Below are 24,824 nucleotides of genomic sequence, written 5' to 3'. Positions count from 1 at the left end.
GCTTCCGGTTCGAAACCGCGTGTTCCTTAGACGGACGACGTTGCGCCGTCCACTTTCTTGTTCCTTCTCCCCGTTTACGGGAAGAATGTGGGCCGAAGGGCCGAATGAGGGGTAACGCCAAGTTTCCAGAAGCTGGCGCCGCCGCTCATCTGCCTGCCGACATCTTCTCCCCGTAAACGGGGAGAAGCACGCTAATCACCTATATGGCGAGTCCAGCGCGATGTTGCGCGCCAGCTCCCGCTCCCAGCGATCGCCGTTCGCGAGCAGCTTTTCCTTGTTGTAGTAGAGCTCCTCGCGCGTCTCGGTCGCGAATTCGAAATTCGGCCCCTCGACGATGGCGTCGACCGGGCAGGCTTCCTGGCAGAAGCCGCAATAGATGCATTTCACCATATCGATGTCGTAGCGGACGGTGCGGCGCGTGCCGTCATTGCGGCGCGGGCCGGCCTCGATGGTGATGGCCTGCGCCGGGCAGATCGCCTCGCAGAGCTTGCAGGCGATGCAGCGTTCCTCGCCGTTGGGATAACGGCGCAGCGCATGCTCGCCACGGAAGCGCGGGCTGGTCGGCCCCTTCTCGTGCGGATAGTTGATCGTTTCCTTCGGCGCGAAGAACTGGCGCATCGACAGGAAAAAGGCGCTGACGAAATCCTTCAGCAGCAGCGACTTTGCGGCCTGGGCCAGAGCGGACATCACGCAAACCCCGTGATCTTGAGGAAGGCCGCGGTGGCCACGACCATGAACAGCGAAATCGGCAGGAACACCTTCCAGCCCAGCCGCATCAGCTGGTCATAGCGGTAGCGCGGCACAAAAGCCTTCACCATCGAGAACATGAAGAACATCAGGCAGATCTTCAGCACGAACCAGATGACGCCCGGTATCCAGGTGAAGGGCGCGAAATTGAACGGTGGCAGCCAGCCGCCGAGGAACAGGATGGTCGCCAGCGCGCACATCAGGACGACGGCGACATACTCGCCGAGGAAGAAGAGCAGGAACGGCGTCGACGAATATTCAACCATGTGGCCGGCGACGAGTTCCGATTCCGCCTCCACCAGGTCGAAAGGCGGACGGTTCGTCTCGGCAAGCGCGGAGATGAAGAACACCACGAACATCGGCAGCAGCGACAGCCAGTGCCAGTCGAGGAAGGTGTTGGGCAGGCCGAGCCGCGTGCCGAGACCATCCTGCTGCGACATGACGATGTCGGAGAGGTTGAGCGAGCCGACGGTGAGCAGCACGGTGACGATGACGAAGCCGATCGACACTTCATAGGACACCATCTGCGCGGCCGAACGCAGCGCGCCGAGGAACGGATATTTGGAATTCGACGCCCAGCCGCCCATGATCACGCCATAGACCTCGAGCGAGGAGATGGCGAAAACATAGAGGATGCCGACATTGATGTTGGCGATCGCCCAGCCCTCACTGACCGGAACGACGGCCCAGGCCGAGATCGCCAGCACCGCCGACACCAGCGGCGCCAGAAGGAACACGCCCTTGTTGGCGCCGGACGGGATCACCGGTTCCTTGAAAACGAATTTCAAAAGGTCGGCGAAGGCCTGCAGCGTTCCCCATGGGCCGACGACGTTCGGGCCGCGGCGCAATTGCACCGCCGCCCAGATCTTGCGGTCGGCATAGAGCAGGTAGGCGACGCCGATCAGCAGCACGACGATGAGGAGCACCGACTCGGCCAGAATCCAGAGCGCCGGCGCCACATAGAGGAAGAAGAAGGTTTCCATGCTTATTCCGCCGCCTGCTTGAAGCCGCTCTTGGCCAGCGCCGAGCATTCAGCCATCACGGCCGACGCCCGCGCGATCGGGTTGGTCAGATAGAAGTCCTTCACCGGCGAGGTGAAGGTGCCTTTGTTCAAACGGCCGCCGAGCTTCGCCACCTTGGCGATATCGTCGCCGCTGCCGGCCTGCACCTGGTCGATGCGGGCGAGATGCGGGAATTCGCCATAGAGCTTGGCGCGCAGCTGCGCCAGCGAATCGAAAGGCAGCTTTTTGCCGAGCACATCCGACAGCGCCCGCAGGATCGCCCAGTCCTCGCGCGCCTCGCCAGGGGCGAAGCCGGCGCGGTTGGTCTGCTGCACGCGGCCTTCCGTGTTCACATAGGTGCCGGACTTTTCCGTATAGGCGGCGGCCGGCAGGATGACGTTGGCGCGATGCGCGCCGGCATCGCCATGCGTGCCGATATAGACGACGAAGGCGCCGCCGGTCTTGGCCATGTCGATCTCGTCGGCACCAAGCAGAAAGAGCACGTCGGTGTCGCCTAGCATGCCGGCGACGTTCTTGCCGCCCTCGCCTGGCACGAAGCCGACATCGAGGCCGCCGACGCGTGCCGCCGCATTGTGCAGCACCGCAAAGCCGTTCCAGTCGGCGGTGACCGCGTTGACGGCAGCCGCGAGCTTTGCCGCCTGGCCGAGCACAGCCGCGCCGTCCGCGCGCGCCAGCGCGCCCTGGCCGACGATGATCAGCGGATGCGTGGCCTTGCTGAGCACCTCGAAGAACTTGCCGTTGCCGTCCGCAAGACCCTTCAGGGATTCGGGACCTGCGCCGATCAACTCATAGTCGTAGCGGGTGTCGCCGACCTCGCCGATGACGCCGACCGGCAGGTTGCCGGCGCGCCAGCGCTTGCGGATGCGGGCGTTGAGCACCGAGGCCTCGAAGCGCGGATTGGCGCCGATGATCAGCACCGCATCGCACTGCTCGATGCCTTCGATGGTGGGGTTGAAGATGTAGCTGGCGCGGCCGAGCGACGGATCGAGCGCGGCGCCATCCTGGCGGCAGTCGATGTTCTTCGAGCCGAGCGCGCTCATCAGAAGCTTCAGCGCATAGATCTCCTCGACCGCGGCGAGATCGCCGGCGATGGCGCCGATGCGCTCGGGCGCGGTCTTCGACACCTCGTCCCTGATCGCCGCGAAGGCTTCCGCCCAGCTTGCCGGAGCGAGCCTGCCGTTCTTGCGCACATAGGGGCGGTCGAGGCGCTGCGTGCGCAGGCCGTCCCAGATGAAGCGGGTCTTGTCGGAGATCCACTCCTCGTTCACCGCCTCGTTGACGCGCGGCAGGATGCGCATCACTTCACGACCCCTGGAGTCGACGCGGATCGCCGAGCCGACGGCATCCATGACGTCGATCGATTCCGTCTTGGTCAGCTCCCACGGCCGCGCCTGGAAGGCGAACGGCTTGGAGGTCAGCGCGCCGACCGGGCAAAGGTCGATGACATTGCCCTGCAGCTCCGAGGTCATCGCCTGTTCGAGATAGGTGGTGATCTCGGCATCCTCGCCGCGGCCGATCAGGCCGAGCTCGGAAATGCCGGCGACTTCGGTGGTGAAGCGGACGCAGCGCGTGCAGTGGATGCAGCGGTTCATCACCGTCTTGACCAGCGGGCCGATATACTTGTCTTCGACCGCGCGCTTGTTCTCGTGATAGCGCGAGGAATCGACGCCGAAGGCCATCGCCTGGTCCTGCAGGTCGCATTCGCCGCCCTGGTCGCAGATCGGGCAATCGAGCGGATGGTTGATCAGCAGGAACTCCATCACGCCTTCACGGGCCTTTTTGACCATCGGCGTGTTGGTGAAGATTTCCGGCGGCTCGCCATTCGGGCCGGGGCGCAGGTCGCGCACGCCCATGGCGCAAGATGCCTGCGGCTTGGGCGGGCCGCCCTTCACCTCGATCAGGCACATGCGGCAATTGCCGGCGATCGACAGCCGCTCATGGAAGCAGAAGCGCGGCACTTCCGCGCCGGCGTCCTCGGCCGCCTGCAGCAGCGTGTAATGGTCGGGTACCGTGATCTCTTTCCCGTCGACCTTCAGCTTTGCCATTCGCCTCAAACCTCTGCGGATGTCCGCAATCTATCTTCCGGGCGCGGTTTGCACCGCGCCCGGCTTTTCAAATCACTTCGCGGCGAGCGCCGCCGCCTGCGCAGTCCAGTCGTCGCGGCCTATGCGGCCGGCGAGCGACAGATAATCTTCCACCCAGGCGATCTCTTGCGACGTCCAGGCCGCGATCTGCTCATAGGTCCAGATACCGAGACCGTTGAGCACCTTCTCAAGTTTCGGTCCGATACCCGAAATCGCCTTCAGGTCCGACGGCTTCGCCGGCTTGTCGACGGCCTTCGGTTGCCTGAAATCCTCGGGCATCAACCCGGCCGCTGCCGGTTGGGCGACAATATCGGCCCCGGTCGCGTCGAGCGCCTTTTCGGTCGCGCTGGCCGTGATATCGGTCATGTCGCGGGCAAAGGTCTGCGCCTCGGCGATCAGCGTCTCGGTCGCCTTGCGCGCCTTGGACGCGTTGGCGGCCGCTTCGCTCTGCGCCTCGAGATCGTCGAGGAAGGGCTGGAACATGCGCTGCGAAGCCTCCAGCGCGCCGGTGAAGGCGCCCATCCACATGCCGACGGCATGGTTGGCAACACCAATGCCGAGCGCCGACATCGCCGCCGCGCCCGCGACCGGATGCGCCAGAAGGTTGACGGCGCTGGCCATCTCCTTCGGCATCATCTTGGTCAGGTCCTGGTTCATCTTCTCGAGCTGGTCCAAATCAGGCATGAACGGATAGGGTATCGAATACGGCGCCATAGAATTCTCCTGGTCGTTTCTTCGTATGCCCCGCCCCTGCTTTCCGTCTCGGGCTTGCGCCCGTAAGTCTTATTCCGCCGCCACCATCACCGGCTCGACCCGGTGCGCGTTGCGCGAAAACTCGTCGATGCGGCGTTCCACCTCGCCGCGGAAATGCCGCATCAGGCCCTGGATCGGCCAGGCCGCCGCGTCGCCCAACGCGCAGATCGTGTGGCCCTCGACCTGCTTGGTGACGTCGAGCAGCATGTCGATCTCGCGCTTCTGCGCTTCGCCGCGCACCAGCCGCTCCATCACCCGCCACATCCAGCCGGTGCCTTCGCGGCACGGCGTGCACTGGCCGCAGCTTTCATGCTTGTAGAAGTAGGAAAGCCTGGCGATCGCCTTCACGACATCGGTCGACTTGTCCATGACGATGACAGCCGCCGTGCCGAGGCCGGATTTGAGGTCGCGCAGCGCGTCGAAATCCATCGGCGCGTCCATGATCTGCTCGGCCGGCACCAGCGGTACCGAAGCGCCGCCCGGAATGACCGCGAGCAGATTGTCCCAGCCGCCGCGGATGCCGCCGCAATGCGTCTCGATCAGCTCCCGGAACGGGATCGACATCGCCTCTTCGAAGGTGCACGGATTGTTGACGTGGCCGGAAACGCAGAACAGCTTGGTGCCGGCATTGTTCGGCCGGCCGAAGGACGAGAACCAGGCAGCACCCCGACGCAGGATGGTCGGCGCCACCGCGATCGACTCGACATTGTTGACCGTGGTCGGGCAGCCATAGAGGCCGACATTGGCGGGGAACGGCGGCTTCAGCCGCGGCTGGCCCTTCTTGCCTTCGAGGCTTTCGAGCAGCGCCGTCTCCTCGCCGCAGATATAGGCGCCGGCGCCATGATGCATATAGACGTCGAAGTCGTAGCCCGAGGTGTTGCCCTTGCCGATCAGCTTGGCCGCGTAAGCCTCGTCGATGGCGCGCTGCAGCGCCTCGCGCTCGCGGATGAACTCGCCGCGCACATAGATGTAGGCCGCGACCGCGGCCATGGCGAAGCCGGCGACCAGCGCGCCCTCGACCAGCGTGTGCGGGTCGTTGCGCAGGATGTCGCGGTCCTTGCAGGTGCCGGGTTCGGATTCGTCGGCATTGATGACCAGATAGCTCGGACGGCCGTCGCTCTGCTTTGGCATGAACGACCATTTCAGGCCGGTCGGGAAGCCGGCGCCGCCGCGGCCGCGCAGGCCGGACGCCTTCATCTCGTTGACGATCCAGTCGCGCCCCTTGGCGATGAGGCCGGGCGTATCGTCCCAGATGCCGCGCGACTGCGCGCCGGCCAGCGACGTGTCGAAGAGGCCGTAGATGTTGGTGAAGATACGGTCTTTGTCCTGAAGCATTTTTCGTCCCTCAGACCGGCTTCTTGCCGAAGACGCGGATGTATTCGGCGACGCCGCCCTTGGCGAGCGCCTTGGCCTGCTTCACCCAGTCGTCGCGCTCGATGCGGCCGCGGAAATTGAGATAGCCGTCGACCCATTCGCGCTCGGCCTTCTTCCAGGAGGCGACCTGCGCGAAGCTGTAGATGCCGAGCGTATGCAGGGTCGCTTCGATCTTCGGCCCGACGCCGGAGATCAGCTTGAGATCGTCGACCGTCGCCGGGCGCTCGATGCCGGCCGGCCGGTTCTTGTCGTCCAGCGATGGTTTTGCCGTCTTGGCGACCGGCTGCTTGGTTTCCGGCGCCTTGAAAGCGCTGGCCGGTTCGGCCTTGTTCTTCGGCCCGCTGCGCGGCTTGGAAACCGCCTCGACTTCCGGAGAAGCCTGATTGGCATTGGCGGCCGAATGGCGCGGCGCCCTGACGCTGGCAGCCTTCTCGGTGGCCGGAGCGACCTTCACCGGCGACGGCGTCGCCAAGGCCGGGCTGGTCTCCGGCGCATCGGTCTTCGGCTTGCCGGATTTGGACGGCGCGACCGGACCGGAAGCCGGCGGCGCAGCGGGTGCCGGAGCCGCAGGCGCGGCAGAAGCAGGTGCCGCCTGCGAGACGACATTGGCAGCGGCTGCAGCCGGCGCTGCCGCGGCGGCATCCTTAGCCGCCTTCGCGGCCGCCTTGGCTTCCTTGTCGCGCGTCGACTTCAGGATCGCCTTTTCGCTGGTCAGCGTCGTCAGCCCGGTTGCCGGCTCGGAGCCGTGGCGGCCATTCTGCGGGCCAGGCTTGACCTCGGCGCCCTTGCCGGCGTCGTAGAGATCGATGATCTCGGCCAGCCGCTCAGGCGTCAAATCCTCGAAAGTGTCCTTGAAGATCATGACCATCGGCGCGTTGACGCAAGCGCCGAGGCATTCGACCTCCTCCCACGACAGCGTGCCCTTGTCGTTGGTGTGGAACTGGTCGTGATGGATCTTCGAGCGGCAGACATCCATCAGCGCTTCCGAACCGCGCAGCATGCAAGGCGTGGTGCCGCAGACCTGGATATGCGCGCGCGTGCCGACCGGATTGAGCTGGTACTGCGTGTAGAACGTCGCGACCTCGAGGCCGCGGATGCGCGGCATGTTGAGCATGTCGGAGATCGCCTCGATCGCCGCCTTGGTGACCCAGCCTTCCTGCTCCTGCGCGATCATCAGCAGCGGGATGATGGCCGACTGTTCGCGACCCTTCGGGTATTTTGCGATCCACTGCTCAGCCGCCGCCGCATTCGCCTTGTTGAAGGCGAAGGTGGCTGGCTGGACGCTGGCATCTGCGAGACGACGAACTGACATTTTAGCGATCGACCTCACCAAACACGATGTCGAGGGAGCCAAGCACGGCGGTGACGTCGGCCAGCATGTGGCCGCGGCACAGGAAGTCCATGGCCTGCAGATGAGCGAAACCGGGCGCGCGCAGCTTGCAGCGATAGGGCTTGTTGGTGCCGTCGGAGACGAGATAGACGCCGAATTCGCCCTTAGGCGCCTCGACGGCCGCATAGACCTCGCCGGCCGGCACGCGGTAGCCTTCGGTGTAGAGCTTGAAGTGATGGATCAGCGCTTCCATCGAGCGCTTCATCGCCGCGCGCTTCGGCGGCACCACCTTGCCGTCGAGGTTCGACACGGGGCCGGCGCTTTCCTTGCCGAGCAGGAGATCGACGCACTGACGCATGATCTTGGCCGACTGGCGCATCTCTTCCATGCGAACGAGATAGCGGTCGTAGCAGTCGCCGTTCTTGCCGATCGGGATGTCGAACTCCATCTCGGAATAGCATTCATAGGGCTGCGCCTTGCGCAGGTCCCAGGCGGCGCCCGAGCCGCGCACCATCACGCCCGAAAAGCCCCAGGCCCAGGCGTCGGCAAGCGATACCGTGCCGATATCGACGTTGCGCTGCTTGAAGATGCGGTTGCCGGTCAAGAGAGCGTCCAGATCGTCGATCGACTTCAGGAACGGATCGATCCACTTGCCGATGTCCTCGATCAGCTTCTGCGGCAGATCCTGGTGCACGCCGCCCGGCCGGAAATAGGCCGCATGCATGCGCGAACCGGAGGCGCGTTCATAGAACACCATCAGCTTTTCGCGCTCGACGAAGCCCCACAGCGGCGGCGTCAGCGCGCCGACGTCCATCGCCTGCGTCGTCACATTCAAGATGTGCGACATGATGCGGCCCATCTCGGAATAGAGCACGCGGATCAACTGGCCGCGCTTCGGCACCTCGATACCGAGCAAACGCTCGGCCGCGAGCGCGAAGGCATGTTCCTGGTTCATCGGCGCGCAATAGTCGAGCCGGTCGAGATAGGGCACGGCCTGCAGGTAGGTCTTGGCCTCGATCAGCTTTTCGGTGCCGCGGTGAAGCAGACCGATATGCGGATCGACGCGGTCGACCACCTCGCCGTCCAGCTCCAGCACCAGGCGCAAAACGCCATGCGCCGCAGGATGCTGCGGACCGAAGTTGATGTTGAAGTTGCGGACGGAGGTTTCAGCCATGGGTCGCCCTTGGCGAATAGTGAATGGTGAATGGTGAATGGTGAATGGTCATTCGCGTTCTGCCTCGAGCGATCGAACGAATGAAACCAGTCTTTTGCCCAGCCTGGTGTAACTTGGTTCCAGACTTGCAGCCTGCTCCCTGGTCAGCAGCCCAACGCGCCCGCAGAGCATTGTATGTGTTTCCAACTCCTTCAAAGAGCCTTGCGCGATACGAAGGAATTGAATGAACGGTCGCCGCTGAGCTCGGCCGAACCCTTCCGCAATATTCGCCGGTATAGAAGCTGAGCATCGCCGCATCTGAGCTGCCATTCCATACATTTCCTCGCGCGGGAACCCGCGCGTGACGACGTAAATGGCCTCGGCGATATCCATCGCCTCCTGCCAGACGATGAGATCGCGATAGTCGCGTATCTTTTCCGGCGTCTCGTCCATTCACCATTCACTATTCACCATTCACTGCTTCGCCTTCTCATCCCCCGGCAGGACGTAGTCCGTCCCTTCCCAAGGAGAAAGAAAATCGAAATTGCGGAATTCCTGCTTGAGCTCGACCGGCTCGTAAATGACCCGCTTGGCCTCGTCGTCGTAGCGAACCTCGACGAAGCCGGTCAGCGGGAAATCCTTGCGCAGCGGATGCCCCTCGAAACCGTAGTCGGTGAGGATGCGGCGCAGATCCGGATGGCCGCTGAACAGCACGCCATAGAGATCGTATGTCTCTCGTTCATACCAGTCGGCGCCGGGGTAGACGGTGGTCAGCGACGGCACCAGCGTTTCCTCGTCGGCCTGTACCTTGAGGCGGATGCGGACATTCTGCTTCGGCGACAGGAGGTGATAGACGACATCGAAGCGCCTGGCGCGCGACGGGTAGTCGGCGCCGCAAATGTCGATGATCGAGATGAACTGGCAGCGCGGATCGTCACGCAGGAAGGTCGCCACCTCGATCAGATTGCCCGGCTCGACGGGAACGGTCAGTTCGCCATAGGCAAGCACGGCTTTGCCGATGCGGCCGGAGAGCTTCTCGCCGAGATAGGTGGAGAGTTCGTTCAACGCCAGGGTCATCGGCTCACCGTTCGATCGTGCCGGTGCGGCGGATCTTCTTCTGCAGAAGGAGAATGCCGTAGAGCAGCGCTTCGGCGCTCGGCGGGCAGCCGGGCACATAGATGTCGACCGGCACGACGCGGTCGCAGCCGCGCACCACCGAGTAAGAGTAGTGGTAGTAGCCGCCGCCATTGGCGCAGGAGCCCATCGAGATGACGTAGCGCGGCTCCGGCATCTGGTCGTAGACCTTGCGCAGCGCCGGCGCCATCTTGTTGGTCAGCGTGCCCGCGACGATCATGATGTCGGACTGGCGTGGAGACGCGCGCGGCGCGACGCCGAAACGCTCGGAATCGTAGCGCGGCATCGAGGTGTGGATCATTTCGACCGCGCAGCAGGCGAGGCCGAAGGTCATGAACATCAGCGAGCCGCTGCGCGCCCAGGTGATCAGCGCTTCGGTCGAGGTGACAAGGAAGCCCTTGTCGGCCAGTTCATTGTTGATTTCGAGGAAGAAGGGATCGTCCTCCCCCACCGGCCTGCCGGTGTTGGGGTCGATGATGCCCTTGGGCTTCGGCGCGACGAGGGTGCCTGAACTGTCGTTCAATCCCATTCCAGCGCTCCTTTTTTCCATTCATAGGCAAAGCCGATGGTCAGCACCGCCAGAAACACCATCATCGACCAGAAACCGAGCATGCCGAGTTTCGAGAAGGACACCGCCCATGGGAACAGGAAGGCGACCTCGAGATCGAAGATGATGAACAGGATCGACACCAGGTAGAAGCGGATGTCGAACTTCATGCGGGCGTCGTCGAACGAGTTGAACCCGCATTCATAGGCGGAAAGCTTTTCCGGATCGGGATTGCGGTAGGCCACCAGGAAGGGGGCGATGATGAGCGCCAGACCCACGATCATCGCCACGGCGATGAACAGCACGATAGGCAGATATGAACTCAGGAGTGCGCTCATGCGGCGGCTTTCCTTCGGCGGGGCAGTTCACTTTGATTACAGCAACGAACTCTAATGCGGAAGCGTGACAGTTTAACCGCTGAACCGTTTTAAGAGGCCCATGCTGCAACGCGGCGAGGGTTAGCGCAGCGGTTTCGGTGACGCAAGTCAAACCTTGTTCAAATCGCGGCCCTGGACGCCTTATCGGAAGAAACTGGTCCGATCCGCTCCTGTTTGATTTCTTTCACTTTTTACTCCACTTTTCTCTCCTGACATATCTCACGCCATTTGCCTGCTAGCATGGCCGGAATCACCGGCTAAAAATCCAACGGACGATCGGGGCAAGGGACACCTTGATGAAGGAGAAAATCTCGCTGGCCATGGCCAGGCGCATCGCGCTCGGCGCGCAAGGGTTCAACGACCCTCGCCCCGTAGGTGTTCCGGATCGCCGGCACCTTGCGCGTGTGCTTTCGCGAACCGGCCTGTTGCAGATCGATTCCGTCAGCGCGGTGGTGCGCGCGCATTACATGCCGCTTTATTCGCGCCTCGGCCCCTACCCGCTGGCGCTGCTCGACAACGCCGCCGTTGGCCGCAAGCGCGCCGTCTTCGAGTATTGGGCGCATGAGGCGTCGTTCCTGCCTGTCGAGACCTACCCTTTGCTGCGCTGGCGCATGCAGCGCGCCGAGCAGGGCGACGAGATGTATCTCGGCCTGGCCAAATGGGGCCGTGAACGCAAGGAAATGATTGACGAGATATATAGAGAGGTCGCCGATCGCGGGCCGATCGCCGCCTCCGATATCGAAGGCCACAAGGGCAATGGCGGCTGGTGGGGCTGGAGCGAGGCCAAGCATGCTTTCGAATGGTTGTTCTGGGCCGGGCGCATCACCACCGCCTACCGGCGCGGCTTCGAACGCTACTACGACCTGCCGGAGCGCGTTTTGCCGCAGGCCGTGCTCGACCTGCCGGTGCCCTCGGTCGAGGAGGCGCATCGCGAATTGCTGCGGATTTCCGCCCGCGCCCACGGCATCGCCACCTATGGCGACCTGCGCGACTATTTTCGCCTGGCGCCGAGCGACACCAAGGACCGTATCGAGGAACTGGTCGAAGCCGGCGAATTGCTGCCGGTGAAGGTCGAAGGCTGGGACAAGCCCGCCTATCTCCACAAGGACGCGCGAATCCCGCGCCGGATCGAGGCGCGCGCCCTGCTTGCCCCTTTCGATCCCGTGGTTTTCGAACGCACGCGCACCGAAAAGCTCTTCAATTTCCGCTATCGCATCGAGATCTATACGCCGGCCGAAAAGCGCCAATATGGCTATTACGTGCTGCCCTTCCTGCTTGGCGACCGCATCGTCGCCCGCGTCGATCTGCGCGCCGACCGCGCGGCCAGCATCTTGCGCGTCCACGCCGCCTATGCCGAAGCCGGTGCTCCCGCCGAAACCGCCGCACAGCTCTTCGACGAACTGAAGCAAATGCAGGCATGGCTCGGCCTGGAGGCGATCGAAGTGACGCCGGCCGGCGACCTCGGACCGGCGCTGATCGACATCGCGATGCCATAGCAGCGCGCTGATCGACATCGCGATGCCATAGCAGCGCGTTGACAAACAAAAAGAACAAAAATAGAACAAAGCTTACTATGAACCGAGCTTTGGTTTGATGACCCTCAATGGTTTCAAGTGTCTGGTAGTAGCAGCTCTAATGCTGTCTTCTACGCTCGATGCAAACGCTGCGTCCCAGTCGAAATGGGTAGAAGTCACCAAACCCGTAATCTACTGCGGCGGCGTAGACGCCGACGCGGCGGCGTTTTTGCTGCTGCGCTGGCTGAGTTCCGAACACGGAGAGATCGACGACGACATCAAGCAGTCCTGTGGCCTGCTGACGGTTGGCGATCAATATCTGCTCGACGATCAGCAACCAGAATCGGATAGGAGCCGGGTTATCTTGATGTGGAGCCCGATCTGCCCGAGAGGTTGTTCGCCAACCATGCTTCCGGCAGCCGCTCCGCCCCGTCGCCTCGCGGGAACATATCTTAAACCGATAAAGCCGCCGAAGGGCTGGGAGGGCTGGTAATGGCGCTAGCCCACACGACCGTGTCGTAGCCGCGCGTTGACAGGCACCCGGCCGTAAGCCTAAATCCTGACCCAGACGGTCTTCTCCCGGCAAAGGGAGGAGCCAAGAGGGAATGCGGTGCGGGCCAAAACCCAAATCCGCGGCTGTCCCCGCAACTGTGAGCGACGAGCCCCGGCCGAAAACCACTGGGATGTTCCCGGGAAGGCGGCATTCAGGGCGACGACCCGCGAGCCAGGAGACCTGCCGTCTGAGACTTTAAGTATCCGAATGCCCGGCGGGTTTTCCGGGCAAGGAGCCTGGTTTTGGATCGCAACGGTAGTTTCCCGGCAAACATCGCGGACATTTCGTCCGAGCCCGATGCGTTGGGCGGCGTGACCGTCATCGTCTGCTCGTCCTGCCGCGACGAGACCGGTTCCGATGCCCATCCGCGTGCCGGCGCGCTGCTTGCCGAAGACGCGCGCCGTGCCGCCTCGAGCGAAAATATCTGCATCCGCACCGTCGAATGCCTCGGCAACTGCAAGCGCCGGCTGAGCGCGGCGCTGCTGCGCGACGGCTGCTGGAGCTACGTCTTCGGCGATCTGGAGACGACCAGCGGCGCCGACCTCGTCGCCGGCGCAAAGCTCTTCGCCACTTCGACCGACGGTCTTATCCCCTGGCGCGGCCGGCCCGATTCCCTCAAACGCGGCCTGGTTGCCCGCATCCCTCCCCTCGACATGCTGAAGGACTGACCATGAACGCTTCCGTTTCCCGCGTGCCCTGCACCGTCGTCACCGGCTTCCTCGGCGCCGGCAAGACGACGCTGATCCGCAACCTGCTGGAAAACGCCAAGGGCAAGCGGCTGGCGATCATCGTCAACGAATTCGGCGATGTCGGCATCGACGGCGAGATCCTGAAGGGCTGCGGCGTCGACACCTGCCCGGAGGAAAACATTGTCGAGCTCGCCAATGGCTGCATCTGCTGCACCGTCGCCGACGATTTCGTGCCGGCGCTCGACCAGATCCTGTCCCGTACGCCGAAAGTCGACCACATCCTGATCGAGACCTCCGGCCTCGCTCTGCCGAAGCCGCTGGTCCAGGCCTTCCAATGGCCCACGGTGAAGAGCCGCGTCACGGTCGACGGCGTCGTCGCCGTGGTCGACGGCCCGGCACTGGCCGACGGCCGCGTGGCCTCCGACATGAATGCCCTCCAGGCGCAGCGCGCGGCGGACGTGACGCTCGACCATGACGATCCGGTCGAGGAGGTCTTCGAGGACCAGATCGCCTGCGCCGACCTGATCATCCTGTCGAAGAGCGATTTGATGGATGCGGCGGGCTCTGAGCGCGCGAATGCCGTCATCGGCGAACACGTCGCGCGCGCCGTGAAAGTCGTACCGACCGCGCAGGGCAAGGTCGATCCGTCCGTGCTGCTCGGCCTCGGCCTTGCCGTCGAGGACGATATCGAGAACCGCAAGACCCATCACGACGACGAGCTCGACCATGAGCATGACGATTTCGACTCCTTCGTCATCGATATCCCGTCGATCGCCAATCCGGACGAACTGGCCAAGCGCGTCGCTGTAGCCGCCGAGCAGGAGAACGTGCTGCGCGTCAAAGGCTTCGTCGAGGTCGGCGGCAAGCCGATGCGGCTCCTGCTCCAGGCTGTCGGCCCGCGCGTCAATCACTATTACGACCGTGCCTGGACCGCCGAGGACGACCGCCGCTCGCGGCTCGTCGTCATCGGCCTCAAAGGACTGAACCGCCCGGCGATCGAGCGTATCCTCGCCGGCTGAGGGAAATCCGGGCTGCGATGCATATCCTCGCCACCACATCCGCTTCGCTCGACGATCTCGCCGAGCCTGTCGACCTCAGGCAGACGCCTGCGGATCTCGTGGCGCTGTCCTTCACCGACAGCGATCTCGCCGGCCTCGCCGCCGCCTGGAAGGCCAATGCGGAGCGGCTGCCCTCGATGCGTCTGGCGGCGCTGCGCGACCTCCGTCACCCGATGTCGGTGGACCTGTGGATCGACAGCGTCGCCCGCCATGCCAAGGTCATCCTCGTCCGCATCCTCGGCGGTTGCGATTGGTGGCGCTATGGCTGCGACCAGCTCGCCGCGGTCGCGCGGGAACGCGGCATCAAGCTGGCGCTGCTGCCGGGCGAAAGCCATGACGAGGATTTACGGCTGATCGAAGGCTCGACCCTGCCGCGCGCGGAGTTGGACGCCCTGCTGGGCTATTTCCGCGAGGGCGGCCCGGCAAACATGGCGGCGCTGGTGCAAAGGCTGGCAAGGCTTGCGGGATCGGATGCGGCGGTGGCCGAGGCAGTGAGCGTGCCGAAGGCGGGGTTTTATCAGCCTGGGCTAGGCGTTGTAGAGAACCCTATCTCATCGAGCGTTGGCGATCCTTCGCCCCCCTCTCTGTCCTGCCGGACATCTCCCCCTCAAGGGGGGAGATCGGCCGTCACCGACCCTGGCGCGTTTTCTTCAGGGGCGTCAAAGCCATCTGCAACGTCTGCCATTGGCGAAACCGTCGACGACAGAGCAATCTCCCCCCTTGAGGGGGAGATGTCCGGCAGGACAGAGAGGGGGGCGAAGGAACTCGGCGCTGGCAGCCTCGGCACCCCCGTTGTTCCCATCCTCTTCTACCGCTCGATGCTACTGGCCGCCGACGTGGCGCCCATCGACACGCTGGTGGAAGCGCTCCGCCAACATGGCCTGGCCCCGGCGCCGATCTTCGTCTCCAGTCTGAAAGACCCAGCATCCCTGGCCTTCGTCGAAGCCGCCCTCGCCTCGCTGCACCCCGCAGCCATCGTCACCGCAACTGCCTTCGCCTCCGGCGCGGAACCGGGCGCCGAAACCCTGTTCGACCGCGCCGGCGTGCCGGTCTTCCAGGTCATCGTCGCCACCACCAGGCGCGAGGTCTGGGAGAAGAACCAGCGTGGCCTGGCGCCCGCCGATCTCGCCATGCATGTGGTCCTGCCCGAGCTCGACGGCCGCATCCTCGCCGGCGCGATCTCCTTCAAGGGCGAAGTCGAGACAGACCCGGCGCTGGCTTTTCGCGCTTTCGCCAACCGGCCGGAGGCGAACCGCGTCGCGCAGGTCGCCAGGCGCATCGCGGCGTTCATTCGCCTGCAGCGGACCGAGCGGGCCGAACGCAAGCTGGCGGTCCTGATCCCGGACTATCCGAGCGCGCCTGGACGGACCGGCTATGCGGTCGGGCTGGACGTTCCGTCCAGCGTACTCGCCATGCTGCACGACCTGAAGGAACAGGGCTATGCGGTTGACGGGATTCCGCAATCGCCGCGCGAGTTGCTGGACGCGCTGGAGGTGGGTCGTCAAAGGTTGAGGCTGGACGACTACCTGCGTTTCTCGGCCGAATTGCCCGAAGCTGCGCGCGATGCGGTTGAGGCCGCTTGGGGCAAGGCAAATGACGAAGCTCACGTCAATGCGCCCCCCTCTGTCCTGCCGGACATCTCTCCCACAAGGGGGGAGATTGAGTTCTCGTCTGCGCTTTCGCCAATCTCCGACGTTGCAGGGAGAGCGCCGGCAGAGGAACTGCCAATCTCCCCCCAAGTTGGGGAGATGTCCGGCAGGACAGAGGGGGGCGCGACAGAACGCCGACCTTCGCAGAGAAACTTCGAAACCCCCTTCCGCGCCGCGACCTTCGGCAACATCACCGTGGCTCTCGCCCCCGACCGCGGCCGCTCGGCCGACCGCCGCGCTGACTACCACGACCCGACGCTCCCGCCGCGCCACGAGCTGATCGCCTTCGGCCTCTGGCTGTGGAAATCGCTCGGCGTCCATGCCATCGTCCATGTCGGCGCGCATGGCACGCTCGAATGGCTGCCGGGCAAGACGGTGGCGCTCTCCGAAACCTGTTTCCCCGAGATCGTCACCGGCTCGCTGCCGGTCATCTATCCCTTCATCGTCTCCAATCCCGGCGAGGCGGCGCAGGCCAAGCGCCGCATTTCCGCCGTCACGCTCGGCCATCTGCCGCCACCGCTGACCGGCGCCGGCCTCGACGAGGCGCAACAGAAGCTAGAACGGCTGGTCGATGAATATGCCCAGGCCGACGGCCTCGACCGCCGGCGCCGCGACCGGCTTGCAAAGCTGATCGTCGAGACGGCCCGGAAGACCGGACTTGCCTCGGAAGCCGGCGTGGCCAAGACCGATCAACCCGACGAAGCGCTGCGGCGCATCGACGCCTGGCTATGCGACCTCAAGGATTTCGCCGTCAAGGACGGGCTGCATGTCTATGGCCGCGCGCCGGAAGACGAGACAGATCCTCTGCGCCGGCAAAGCGCGGCGGCCGAAAAAGCGAACCTGCTCGCCGCGCTCGACGGTCGCCATATCAAAGCGGGCCCAGCCGGCGCGCCGGCGCGCGGCCGCTCCGACGTGCTGCCAACCGGCCGCAACCTCTTCACCTCCGATCCGCGCACCATGCCGATGCCGACCGCCTACGATCTCGGCCAGGCGGCGGCGGAGGAAGTGGTGCGCGGCTACATGCAGAGCCATGGCGACTGGCCGCGCTCGCTGGTCATCGACCTGTGGGGCTCGGCCTCCTTGCGCACCGGCGGCGAGGAGATCGCGCAAGGCCTGGCGCTGATGGGGTGCCGGCCGCAATGGGATGCCGCGACCGGCCGCGTCACCGGCATCGAGGTGCTGCCCCCGGCCACGCTCGGCCGCCCGCGCGTCGATGTCACCTGGCGCATTTCCGGCCTGTTCCGCGACATGTTCCCGACCCAGATCGCGCTGATCGATGCCGCCGCCAACGCGGTCGCCAGCCGCGACGAGGACGATTCCGAGAACCCACTTGCCGCCGCGACCCGCGCCCAGGGCAAGGTCAGCCCGCGCATTTTCGGCACTTCGCCAGGCACCTACGGCGCCGGCATCGAGGATTTGCTGTCGCGCGGCGAATGGGGCGCGCGCGAGGAGGTTGGCCGCGCCTATCTCGACGCCACCTCACACGCCTATGGCGGCGCCGACGGCGAAGCGATCTCCGCGCCCGGCGCCTTCGAGGGGCGGATCGCCGAGGCCGATCTCCTCGTCCACACCGGCGACGATCCAGGCCGCGATATCCTCGAGGGCTCGGCCGACGTCGCCTTCATCGGCGGCTTTTCGGCAGCGCTTGCCGCGCTCGGCCGGAATGCCGATGTCATCGTGCTCGACACCACCGACCCGAAGAAGCCGAAGCCGCGCTCGGTCGGCGAAGCAGTGTCGCGCGTGGTGCGCGCCCGCGCCGTCAATCCGCGCTTCATCGCCGGCCAGATGCGCCACGGCCCGCGCGGCGCCTCCGAATTCGCCGAGACGGTCGACCGTCTCGTCGGCTTCGCCGAGACCACCCATGCCATTTCAGGCGCGCTGATCGAGGCAGTGCATGACGCTTATATCGGCGATCCGGACGTTCGCGCCTTCCTGCTGCGCGAGAACCCTGCTGCCGCAAAAGTTATTGCCGAGCGCTTACTCGCCGCCCGGCGGCGTGGCCTCTGGCATCCGCTCAGGAATTCCATCGACGACGATCTCGCGGCCCTGATCGTCGAGGCTCAGGGAAGCGGAGTTGCCGCATGAACGCGTTCTCGCGCCGCGGCGCCTGCCCTGCTCTCAGCGCGCCGATGCAGACCGGCGACGGCCTTTTGGTGCGACTCAATCCGGTCGCTGGAGGACTTTCGCCCAAGTCGCTGATTGGACTCGGTGAATCCGCCCTGCGCCATGGCAACGGCATCATGGAAGTGACCGCGCGCGGCAGCCTGCAGATCCGCGGGCTGAGCACGGAAAGCGCTAGGCTGCTGGCGGCTGAGGTCGATGCGATGGGCATTGCGGTGCGCAGCGGCGTGCCGATTGAGACCGGGCCGCTGGCGGGGATTGATCCGCAGGAGATTGTCGACCCGCGCCCGCTGGCCCAGCGGATCAGGGCGGCGATTGAAGAGGCCGGGCAAACGGCACGGCTGGGGCCGAAGGTGTCGGTGATTGTCGATGGCGGCGGGCAGCTTACGATGGATGCGGTCACTGCGGATGTGAGGTTGACCGCTGTACGCGCTACCGCAGACGTCCAGTGGAGCGTGTCGGTTGCGGGCGATGGCCGAAGCGCGAAGCCGCTCGCAACGGTCGATGCTGATGCGGCGAGCGACATTGCTGTGGCTGCGCTCAGGATGGTCGCCGAGAAGGGCCGCGAGGCACACACGCGGGATCTGTCGGAGCGGCAGTTGGCCTCTCTCGTAGGCTGGCATTCCTTCGCGCCCCCCTCTGTCCTGCCGGACATCTCCCCCACAAGGGGGGAGATTGGCAGCTTCGCCGCCGGCTCACTTACTGCAGCGAACTCTCATCTTTCCAGGTCGGCGATTCGCGAAACCGGCGGCGACAGCCTAATCTCCCCCCTTGTGGGGGAAATGTCCGGCAGGACAGAGGGGGGCGCCGTGGAGCGCCATCGCTCCCCCATTGGCACCTTCAAACTCAACACCGGCCACGCCCTCGGCATCGTCCTCCCCTACGGCAGCATGCCGGCCCAAAATCTCATCGACCTCGCAAGCCAAGCCTCAATCCTCGGCGCCGCCGAAATCCGCCTCGCCCCAGGCCGCGCCCTGCTTGTCCTCGGCCTCTCGCCATCCGCCTGCGTCTCACTACAGGCCTCGGCCACCACCCTCGGCTTCGTCACCTCCCCCGCCGACCCCCGCACCCGCATTGCCGCCTGTCCCGGCACGCCGGCCTGCGCCTCCGGCCGCATCGCCACGCGCGCCATTGCCGAGACAATCGCTGCTCAAAGCCCCGAACTCCTCGACACCTCGCTGACGCTCCACATTTCCGGCTGCGCCAAGGGCTGCGCGCATCCGGGCGCAGCCGCACTGACATTGGTCGGCGACGAAAACGGAGCCGGACTTGTCGTGGACGGGACGGCAAAGGCCCTTCCTGCCGGATACAGGCCGGGCTATGACGCCGCGCGCGGGGTCGCCGCCATTGCGGCCGCGATCCGCCGTGAACGACATCAAGGCGAAACCGCCGCCGCTTGCCTCACAAGGATTGGCGCTACCGGCATCGCCGAACTCTATCGACGGAACCAGTGAATGGCCGCCTACGACTATATCCATGACGGGATGGCGATCTACGAGCGCTCTTTCGCCATCATTCGAGCCGAGGCGGACCTGTCGCGCTTCTCCGAGGCCGAGGCCGATGTCGCGATCCGCATGATCCATGCCTGCGGCCAGGTCGAAGCCGCCAGCCATTTTGTCTTCTCCAACGGTTTCGTTGATGCGGCCCGGACGGCGCTTGCCGCCGGCGCGCCGATCTTCTGCGATGCCGAGATGGTCGCCCATGGCGTCACCCGGGCGCGCCTTCCGGCCGGCAACGAGGTGATCTGCACGCTGCGCGATCCGCGCACGCATGACATCGCCAAGGCAATCGGCAACACCCGCTCGGCCGCGGCGATCGACCTCTGGGGCGAGCGCATGGCTGGATCGGTGGTCGCCATCGGCAATGCGCCGACCGCGCTTTTCTACTTGCTCGAAAAACTGCGCGACGGCGCGCCGAAGCCGGCCGCGATCATCGGCATGCCGGTCGGCTTCGTCGGCGCCGCCGAATCCAAGGACGCGCTGGCCGACAACTCCTATGGCGTGCCCTACGCCATCGTGCGCGGCAGGCTGGGCGGCAGCGCCATGACGGCGGCGGCGCTCAATTCCTTGGCGAGGCCCGGCCTGTGAACGCGATCATGAAAGGACGCCTCGTCGGCGTCGGCACCGGCCCCGGCGATCCGGAGCTTCTGACGCTGAAGGCGGCGCGGGCATTGGCTGAGGCCGACGTCGTCGCCTATTTCGCCAAGCGCGGCAACAACAGCAATGCCCGCGCCATCGTCGAGGCGCGCTTCCGTCCGGATATGATCGAGCTGCCGCTGCTCTATCCGGTGACGACCGAGATCGACAAGGATCACGACGACTACCGCGCGCAGATCAGCGATTTCTATGAGCAATCGGCCGAACAGGTCGCCGAGCATCTCGGCGCCGGCAGGATGGTGGCGGTGCTTTCGGAAGGCGATCCGCTCTTCTACGGCTCCTACATGCATCTGCATGTGCGCCTGGCGCATCGCTTCCCGACCGAAGTCATCCCCGGCATCACCGCTATGTCCGGCTGCTGGTCGACGACCGGCCTGCCGATCGTCCAGGGCGATGACGTGCTGACCGTGCTGCCGGGCACGATGAGCGAGTTCGAGCTGACGCGTCGGCTGGCCGACACCGATGCCGCCGTCATCATGAAGGTCGGCCGCAACCTGCCGAAGATCCGCCGCGCGCTGGAAGCCGCCGGCAAGCTGACGAAAGCCGTCTATGTCGAACGCGGCACCATGCCGGGCAGCGTCTCGATGCGGCTGGCCGAAAAGCCGGACGACAAGGCCCCCTACTTCGCCATCGTGCTGGTCGCCGGCTGGTCGGGCCGGCCCGGAGCCAAAGCATGAGCGGACGCCTTACCGTCATCGGTCTCGGACCCGGTAATGCCGACCAGGTCACGCCGCAGGCTGCCAATGCCGTCGCCGAGGCGACCTTCTTCTATGGCTACAAGCCCTATCTCGATCGGCTGGAACTGCGCCCGGACCAGACCCGCATCGCCTCGGACAACCGCGAAGAGCTTTCCCGCTCCAACGAGGCGCTGGCCAAGGCTGCCGAGGGCCACAGCGTCGCCGTCGTTTCCGGCGGCGATCCCGGCGTCTTCGCCATGGCAGCGGCCGTTTGCGAGGCGATCGAGGCTGGCCCTGAGGAATGGCGCGCCATCGATCTCTCGGTCGTCCCCGGCGTCACCGCCATGCTGGCGGTCGCCGCCCGCATCGGCGCGCCGCTCGGCCATGATTTCTGCGCCATTTCGCTCTCCGACAATCTGAAGCCGTGGGAGCTGATCGAGTTGCGCCTGCTGGCGGCAGCGGGCGCCGGCTTCGTCATCGCGCTCTACAACCCGATCAGCAAGGCCCGCCCCTGGCAGCTTGGCCGCGCCTTCGAATGCCTGAAGGCGATCCTGCCCGGCACCACGCCGGTGATCTTCGGCCGCGCCGCCGGCCGGCCGGACGAGCGCATCGAGGTTTTCCTGCTGGCGGACGCCGACGCTGAAAAGGCCGACATGTCGACCTGCATCATCATCGGCTCGCCCGAGACACGCATCATCAGGCGCGGCGAGAAGCCGGCGCTGGTCTACACGCCGCGTTCGGCAACGGGATCGAAAAGATGATCGACCTTTGCCGCCAGCGCATCGACGGACTCGGCCGAGGGCACGTCAGGCAAAGGCGGCCGGCGGACCATGATCACTTCGATACCCAGCGCCCGCGCGGCAGCGATCTTGCCATAGGTCGCGTCGCCGCCGCTGTTCTTGGAAACGACGGCATCAATGCCGTATCTTTCGAGAAGCGCCCGCTCGTCCGACTCGGGAAACGGCCCGCGCGCCAGCAGGTAGAGCGCATCGGGCACCGACAACTTCGGTTCGACCGGATCGACGCTGCGGATCAGATAGTTGTGCTGTGGTGCGGCCTCGAAGGCGCCGGCCTCCTGCCGGCCAATCGCCAGGAAAACGCGGCGCGGTGCCGCGCCAAGCGCCCCTGTCGCCTCAGCGACATTGTCGACCAGCGTCCACCGATCGCCGACGACCGGCTCCCAGCCGGGGCGGCGCAGCGCCAGGATCGGCACGCCGGATTTCGTTGCGGCTTCAGCGGCGTTAGCCGAGATCCGGGCGGCGTATGGATGCGTGGCGTCGATCAGCAGATCGATCTTTTCCTGGCGAAGATAGGCGGCGAGCCCCTCCGCGCCGCCAAAACCGCCGACGCGCACCGGCACACCTTGCGCGACCGGACTTTCGGTGCGGCCGGCGAGCGACAGCGTGACGGAAAAATCCTTGCGACGAGCCAGCTTTCCGGCCAGTTGCCGGGCTTCCGTGGTTCCGCCGAGGATCAGAATGCGGTGGGTCATCATGCCTGCTAAGGGTCCGCGCGCCGCCAAGCCCGCCTCAAAATGGCTCACCATCGTCGGCATCGGCGAGGACGGTGTAGCGGGTCTCGGCGACGAGGCCAAGCAGCGCATCGCGCAGGCTGAGGTGGTATTCGGCGGCAAGCGGCATCTCGCCCTCGTCTCGTCCCTGGCCAACGGCGAAACCCGCTCATGGCCGACGCCCTTCGATGCCGAAATGCGCGACGTGCTGGCGCTCAAGGGCAAAAAAATCTGCGTGCTCGCGTCCGGCGACCCTTTCCTTCACGGTGTCGGCGTCACGCTGGCGCGCAAGGTGAAGCCGGATGAGATGCTCGTCCTGCCGGCGCCGTCGTCGCTCTCGCTGGCCGCCTCCCGTCTCGGCTGGGCCTTGCAGGACATCGAGACCATCTCGCTGCATGGCCATTCGATCGACCTGATCCGCCCCCTGCTCCACCCCGGCGGGCGCATCCTCGCACTGACCTCCGACGGCGATGCCCCGGCTGCCATGGCCGCACTGCTCGACGAACTCGGCTTCGGCCCGTCGCGGTTGACGGTCCTCGAAGCGCTCGGCGGTGCCGATGAAGCGCATCGAACCTCCCGCGCCGACGCCTTCGATCTCAAAAACATCAACCCGCTCAACGTGCTGGCGCTTGAAATTGAATCAACGCCGGATGCGCGCATCCTGCCATTGACCGTCGGCCTCGCCGACCACTTGTTCGAGCATGACGGCCAGATCACCAAGCGCGAGATCCGCGCCATCACGCTTTCGGCGCTGGCGCCGCGGCGCGGTGAGTTGTTGTGGGACATCGGCGCCGGCTCCGGCTCGATCGGCATCGAATGGATGCTGGCGCATCCTTCGCTGCGTGCCATTGCCATCGAAGCCAACGACGAACGCGCCGCCCGCATCGCGCGCAATGCCGCGCATTGCGGCGTGCCCGACCTTGTCGTGGTTGAAGGCGCCGCGCCCAAAGCCTTCGCCAAACTGCAGACGCCGGATGCCATCTTCATCGGTGGCGGCGGCAGCGATGCCGGCGTGCTGGAGAAGGCGATCAAGGTGCTCCGTCCCGGCGGTCGGCTGGTCGCCAATGCGGTGACGCTGGAGATGGAGGCGCTGCTGCTCGACCAGCACAACAGGCGCGGCGGCGACCTCACCCGCATCGCCCTGTCGCGCGCCGCACCAGTCGGCTCCATGCAGGGCTGGCGCCCGGCCATGCCGGTCACCCAGTGGAGCTGGACAAAACCATGATGGTCGCGGGCATCGGCAGCCGCAAAGGCGTGAGCGTCGAAGAAGTTTTGGCGGCGATCGAGACCGCGCTTGAGGCGCATGGCCTGGCGATGACGGCGCTTTCGGCGCTGGCGACCGCCCCGCTCAAGAAGGATGAGGCGGCGATCTCCGCCGCCGGCCGCGCGCTCAACCTGCCGGTGGTCATCGCCGATGACAGGGTCCTGCAGCTGGCCTCGCCGGGCGCTCGCAGCCGTTGCGATCTCTCGCAGAGCCGCGCCGGCACGCCGTCGGTTTCGGAGGCGTCCGCCCTCGCCGTTGCCGGAGCTGGTGCAAGACTGCTCGGACCTCGCACGGTGCTTGGTCCGGTCACCTGCGCCATCGCCATCAGCGGAGACGCGCCATGACCGTCCATTTCATCGGCGCGGGTCCAGGAGCGGCCGACCTTATCACGCTTCGCGGCGCGCGGCTGCTGGCCAGTTGCCCGGTCTGCCTCCATGCGGGCTCGATCGTCGCGCCGGAGCTGCTCGAACATTGCACACCCGGCACCAAGTTGATTGACACCGCGCCGATGTCGCTCGACGAGATCGAGGCTGAATATGTTGCCGCCCACAAGGCCGGCCAGGATGTTGCGCGCCTGCATTCCGGCGACCTCTCCGTTTGGAGCGCGGTAGCCGAACAGATCAGGCGGCTGGAAAAGCACGGCATCCCCTATACGCTCACCCCAGGCGTGCCGTCCTTCGCGGCGGCGGCGGCGGCACTGCGCCGCGAGCTCACCATTCCCGAGCTCGCGCAAAGCCTGGTGCTGACCCGCGTTTCCGGCCGCGCCTCGAAAATGCCGCCAGGCGAGACGCTGGCCGGCTTCGGCCGCACCGGCGCCACGCTTGCCATCCATCTTGCCATCCATGCAATTGATCGCATCGTTGCGGATCTCACGCCGCTTTACGGCGCCGAATGCCCGGTCGCCGTCGTCTTCCGCGCCTCCTGGCCGGACGAGCGCATCCTGACCGGCACGCTCGGCACCATCGAAGCGCGGCTGGCGGAGAACCCGATGGAGCGTACGGCGATCATCTTCGTCGGCAGCGCGCTCGCAGCGCGGGATTTCGGCGAAAGCTCACTCTACGACGCCCACTATCAGCGGCGTTTTCGCGGACGGGACGGATTGTGAACGGCAG

The 24,824-nt window shown here is 65.4% G+C and carries 24 protein-coding genes and 1 riboswitch; of the genes, 12 read left to right on the top strand and 12 right to left on the bottom strand.

The genetic code is table 11. From position 1 onward, the window contains the following. Positions 1 to 195: 195 nt before the first annotated feature. The 11 genes from nuoI to EN862_RS06525 all read right to left on the bottom strand — a co-directional run bounded on the left by nuoI (position 196) and on the right by EN862_RS06525 (position 10,482). Positions 196 to 687, bottom strand: a complete 492-nt coding sequence (gene nuoI / locus EN862_RS06575; RefSeq protein WP_042643165.1) for an NADH-quinone oxidoreductase subunit NuoI — start codon at positions 685 to 687, stop codon at positions 196 to 198. Continuing rightward, positions 687 to 1,730, bottom strand: coding sequence for an NADH-quinone oxidoreductase subunit NuoH (gene nuoH / locus EN862_RS06570; RefSeq protein WP_127863345.1), 1,044 nt, complete (start codon positions 1,728 to 1,730; stop codon positions 687 to 689). Before nuoH ends, nuoI begins: the two co-directional genes overlap by 1 nt. 2 nt (positions 1,731 to 1,732) lie before the next feature. Further along, positions 1,733 to 3,814, bottom strand: a complete 2,082-nt coding sequence (gene nuoG, locus EN862_RS06565) for an NADH-quinone oxidoreductase subunit NuoG (protein ID WP_127863344.1) — start codon at positions 3,812 to 3,814, stop codon at positions 1,733 to 1,735. 72 nt (positions 3,815 to 3,886) lie between these two features. Continuing rightward, the gene (locus EN862_RS06560) at positions 3,887 to 4,567 is read right to left on the bottom strand and encodes an NADH-ubiquinone dehydrogenase (RefSeq protein ID WP_127863343.1); all 681 of its coding nucleotides are present in this window, start codon (positions 4,565 to 4,567) and stop codon (positions 3,887 to 3,889) included. Between the two features lie 69 nt (positions 4,568 to 4,636). Continuing rightward, positions 4,637 to 5,941: an NADH-quinone oxidoreductase subunit NuoF gene (nuoF, locus tag EN862_RS06555; protein WP_127863342.1), complete on the bottom strand. Its 1,305-nt coding sequence runs from the start codon at positions 5,939 to 5,941 to the stop codon at positions 4,637 to 4,639. A gap of 10 nt (positions 5,942 to 5,951) precedes the next feature. Continuing rightward, positions 5,952 to 7,292, bottom strand: a complete 1,341-nt coding sequence (locus tag EN862_RS06550) for an NADH-quinone oxidoreductase subunit E (protein ID WP_127863341.1) — start codon at positions 7,290 to 7,292, stop codon at positions 5,952 to 5,954. 1 nt (position 7,293) lies between these two features. After that, a complete protein-coding gene (locus EN862_RS06545) occupies positions 7,294 to 8,484 on the bottom strand; it encodes an NADH-quinone oxidoreductase subunit D (RefSeq protein WP_127863340.1) in 1,191 nt (396 codons plus the stop codon). Positions 8,485 to 8,532: 48 nt separating this feature from the next. After that, positions 8,533 to 8,916, bottom strand: coding sequence for a four helix bundle protein (locus EN862_RS06540; protein WP_127235998.1), 384 nt, complete (start codon positions 8,914 to 8,916; stop codon positions 8,533 to 8,535). A gap of 21 nt (positions 8,917 to 8,937) precedes the next feature. Then, on the bottom strand, positions 8,938 to 9,540 hold the full coding sequence (locus tag EN862_RS06535; RefSeq protein WP_127863339.1) for an NADH-quinone oxidoreductase subunit C: 603 nt from the start codon (positions 9,538 to 9,540) through the stop codon (positions 8,938 to 8,940). A 4-nt stretch (positions 9,541 to 9,544) separates the two neighbouring features. Further along, positions 9,545 to 10,126: an NADH-quinone oxidoreductase subunit B gene (locus EN862_RS06530; RefSeq protein WP_015317338.1), complete on the bottom strand. Its 582-nt coding sequence runs from the start codon at positions 10,124 to 10,126 to the stop codon at positions 9,545 to 9,547. After that, positions 10,117 to 10,482 carry an NADH-quinone oxidoreductase subunit A gene (locus EN862_RS06525; protein WP_042643187.1) on the bottom strand — a complete coding sequence of 122 codons (366 nt, stop codon included), beginning with the start codon at positions 10,480 to 10,482 and terminating at the stop codon, positions 10,117 to 10,119. Before EN862_RS06525 ends, EN862_RS06530 begins: the two co-directional genes overlap by 10 nt. Before the next feature lie 335 nt (positions 10,483 to 10,817). Here EN862_RS06525 and EN862_RS06520 point away from each other — a divergent pair, with 335 nt between their 5' ends. The 9 genes from EN862_RS06520 (at position 10,818) to EN862_RS06480 (ending at position 21,699) form a co-directional block, all read left to right on the top strand. After that, positions 10,818 to 12,017, top strand: a complete 1,200-nt coding sequence (locus EN862_RS06520) for a winged helix-turn-helix domain-containing protein (RefSeq protein ID WP_127863338.1) — start codon at positions 10,818 to 10,820, stop codon at positions 12,015 to 12,017. A 97-nt stretch (positions 12,018 to 12,114) separates the two neighbouring features. Beyond that, positions 12,115 to 12,528: a hypothetical protein gene (locus tag EN862_RS06515; protein WP_127863337.1), complete on the top strand. Its 414-nt coding sequence runs from the start codon at positions 12,115 to 12,117 to the stop codon at positions 12,526 to 12,528. A gap of 59 nt (positions 12,529 to 12,587) precedes the next feature. Further along, a riboswitch (cobalamin riboswitch) is annotated at positions 12,588 to 12,791 on the top strand. 39 nt (positions 12,792 to 12,830) lie between these two features. Then, positions 12,831 to 13,256: a DUF1636 family protein gene (locus EN862_RS06510; protein WP_127863336.1), complete on the top strand. Its 426-nt coding sequence runs from the start codon at positions 12,831 to 12,833 to the stop codon at positions 13,254 to 13,256. Positions 13,257 to 13,258: 2 nt separating this feature from the next. Then, on the top strand, positions 13,259 to 14,296 hold the full coding sequence (gene cobW / locus EN862_RS06505; RefSeq protein WP_127863335.1) for a cobalamin biosynthesis protein CobW: 1,038 nt from the start codon (positions 13,259 to 13,261) through the stop codon (positions 14,294 to 14,296). A gap of 17 nt (positions 14,297 to 14,313) precedes the next feature. Further along, entirely contained in the window at positions 14,314 to 18,069 is a 3,756-nt protein-coding gene (locus tag EN862_RS06500) for a cobaltochelatase subunit CobN (protein ID WP_127863334.1), read from the top strand. Next, on the top strand, positions 18,066 to 19,559 hold the full coding sequence (gene cobG / locus EN862_RS06495) for a precorrin-3B synthase (protein WP_127863333.1): 1,494 nt from the start codon (positions 18,066 to 18,068) through the stop codon (positions 19,557 to 19,559). The genes EN862_RS06500 and cobG overlap by 4 nt, the downstream gene beginning before the upstream one ends. Then, entirely contained in the window at positions 19,560 to 20,192 is a 633-nt protein-coding gene (locus tag EN862_RS06490; protein WP_127863332.1) for a precorrin-8X methylmutase, read from the top strand. Continuing rightward, entirely contained in the window at positions 20,189 to 20,938 is a 750-nt protein-coding gene (locus EN862_RS06485) for a precorrin-2 C(20)-methyltransferase (protein ID WP_127863331.1), read from the top strand. Before EN862_RS06490 ends, EN862_RS06485 begins: the two co-directional genes overlap by 4 nt. Next, positions 20,935 to 21,699 carry a precorrin-3B C(17)-methyltransferase gene (locus EN862_RS06480; protein ID WP_127863330.1) on the top strand — a complete coding sequence of 255 codons (765 nt, stop codon included), beginning with the start codon at positions 20,935 to 20,937 and terminating at the stop codon, positions 21,697 to 21,699. Before EN862_RS06485 ends, EN862_RS06480 begins: the two co-directional genes overlap by 4 nt. Here EN862_RS06480 and EN862_RS06475 read toward each other — a convergent pair. Then, positions 21,663 to 22,430 carry a cobalt-precorrin-6A reductase gene (locus tag EN862_RS06475; protein ID WP_127864003.1) on the bottom strand — a complete coding sequence of 256 codons (768 nt, stop codon included), beginning with the start codon at positions 22,428 to 22,430 and terminating at the stop codon, positions 21,663 to 21,665. The two genes, EN862_RS06480 and EN862_RS06475, sit on opposite strands and share 37 nt — an antisense overlap. Position 22,431: 1 nt before the next feature. Between EN862_RS06475 and cbiE the strand changes: the two genes are divergently transcribed. From cbiE to cobM, 3 genes are read left to right on the top strand one after another with little or no spacing between them, the layout of a single operon-like run. Then, positions 22,432 to 23,673 (top strand): precorrin-6y C5,15-methyltransferase (decarboxylating) subunit CbiE, encoded by a 1,242-nt coding sequence (gene cbiE, locus EN862_RS06470; RefSeq protein ID WP_127863329.1) that lies wholly within the window; start codon positions 22,432 to 22,434, stop codon positions 23,671 to 23,673. Beyond that, positions 23,670 to 24,056, top strand: coding sequence for a cobalamin biosynthesis protein (locus EN862_RS06465; protein WP_112127336.1), 387 nt, complete (start codon positions 23,670 to 23,672; stop codon positions 24,054 to 24,056). Before cbiE ends, EN862_RS06465 begins: the two co-directional genes overlap by 4 nt. Beyond that, positions 24,053 to 24,817 carry a precorrin-4 C(11)-methyltransferase gene (gene cobM / locus EN862_RS06460; RefSeq protein WP_127863328.1) on the top strand — a complete coding sequence of 255 codons (765 nt, stop codon included), beginning with the start codon at positions 24,053 to 24,055 and terminating at the stop codon, positions 24,815 to 24,817. The genes EN862_RS06465 and cobM overlap by 4 nt, the downstream gene beginning before the upstream one ends. Positions 24,818 to 24,824: the final 7 nt, after the last annotated feature.

The sequence above is a fragment of the Mesorhizobium sp. M2E.F.Ca.ET.219.01.1.1 genome, assembly GCF_004016445.2.
Taxonomy (GTDB): domain Bacteria; phylum Pseudomonadota; class Alphaproteobacteria; order Rhizobiales; family Rhizobiaceae; genus Mesorhizobium.
This window is presented reverse-complemented; position numbering and strand designations above follow the sequence as displayed.

What these genes read in the sequence shown, in the direction of transcription:
- nuoI (WP_042643165.1), bottom strand. Translation starts at nt 687, where the DNA reads ATGTCCGCTCTGGCCCAGGCCGCAAAGTCGCTGCTGCTGAAGGATTTC.
- nuoH (WP_127863345.1), bottom strand. Translation starts at nt 1,730, where the DNA reads ATGGAAACCTTCTTCTTCCTCTATGTGGCGCCGGCGCTCTGGATTCTG.
- nuoG (WP_127863344.1), bottom strand. Translation starts at nt 3,814, where the DNA reads ATGGCAAAGCTGAAGGTCGACGGGAAAGAGATCACGGTACCCGACCAT.
- EN862_RS06560 (WP_127863343.1), bottom strand. Translation starts at nt 4,567, where the DNA reads ATGGCGCCGTATTCGATACCCTATCCGTTCATGCCTGATTTGGACCAG.
- nuoF (WP_127863342.1), bottom strand. Translation starts at nt 5,941, where the DNA reads ATGCTTCAGGACAAAGACCGTATCTTCACCAACATCTACGGCCTCTTC.
- EN862_RS06550 (WP_127863341.1), bottom strand. Translation starts at nt 7,292, where the DNA reads ATGTCAGTTCGTCGTCTCGCAGATGCCAGCGTCCAGCCAGCCACCTTC.
- EN862_RS06545 (WP_127863340.1), bottom strand. Translation starts at nt 8,484, where the DNA reads ATGGCTGAAACCTCCGTCCGCAACTTCAACATCAACTTCGGTCCGCAG.
- EN862_RS06540 (WP_127235998.1), bottom strand. Translation starts at nt 8,916, where the DNA reads ATGGACGAGACGCCGGAAAAGATACGCGACTATCGCGATCTCATCGTC.
- EN862_RS06535 (WP_127863339.1), bottom strand. Translation starts at nt 9,540, where the DNA reads ATGACCCTGGCGTTGAACGAACTCTCCACCTATCTCGGCGAGAAGCTC.
- EN862_RS06530 (WP_015317338.1), bottom strand. Translation starts at nt 10,126, where the DNA reads ATGGGATTGAACGACAGTTCAGGCACCCTCGTCGCGCCGAAGCCCAAG.
- EN862_RS06525 (WP_042643187.1), bottom strand. Translation starts at nt 10,482, where the DNA reads ATGAGCGCACTCCTGAGTTCATATCTGCCTATCGTGCTGTTCATCGCC.
- EN862_RS06520 (WP_127863338.1), top strand. Translation starts at nt 10,818, where the DNA reads ATGAAGGAGAAAATCTCGCTGGCCATGGCCAGGCGCATCGCGCTCGGC.
- EN862_RS06515 (WP_127863337.1), top strand. Translation starts at nt 12,115, where the DNA reads ATGACCCTCAATGGTTTCAAGTGTCTGGTAGTAGCAGCTCTAATGCTG.
- cobW (WP_127863335.1), top strand. Translation starts at nt 13,259, where the DNA reads ATGAACGCTTCCGTTTCCCGCGTGCCCTGCACCGTCGTCACCGGCTTC.
- EN862_RS06500 (WP_127863334.1), top strand. Translation starts at nt 14,314, where the DNA reads ATGCATATCCTCGCCACCACATCCGCTTCGCTCGACGATCTCGCCGAG.
- cobG (WP_127863333.1), top strand. Translation starts at nt 18,066, where the DNA reads ATGAACGCGTTCTCGCGCCGCGGCGCCTGCCCTGCTCTCAGCGCGCCG.
- EN862_RS06490 (WP_127863332.1), top strand. Translation starts at nt 19,560, where the DNA reads ATGGCCGCCTACGACTATATCCATGACGGGATGGCGATCTACGAGCGC.
- EN862_RS06480 (WP_127863330.1), top strand. Translation starts at nt 20,935, where the DNA reads ATGAGCGGACGCCTTACCGTCATCGGTCTCGGACCCGGTAATGCCGAC.
- EN862_RS06475 (WP_127864003.1), bottom strand. Translation starts at nt 22,430, where the DNA reads ATGACCCACCGCATTCTGATCCTCGGCGGAACCACGGAAGCCCGGCAA.
- cbiE (WP_127863329.1), top strand. Translation starts at nt 22,432, where the DNA reads ATGCCTGCTAAGGGTCCGCGCGCCGCCAAGCCCGCCTCAAAATGGCTC.
- EN862_RS06465 (WP_112127336.1), top strand. Translation starts at nt 23,670, where the DNA reads ATGATGGTCGCGGGCATCGGCAGCCGCAAAGGCGTGAGCGTCGAAGAA.
- cobM (WP_127863328.1), top strand. Translation starts at nt 24,053, where the DNA reads ATGACCGTCCATTTCATCGGCGCGGGTCCAGGAGCGGCCGACCTTATC.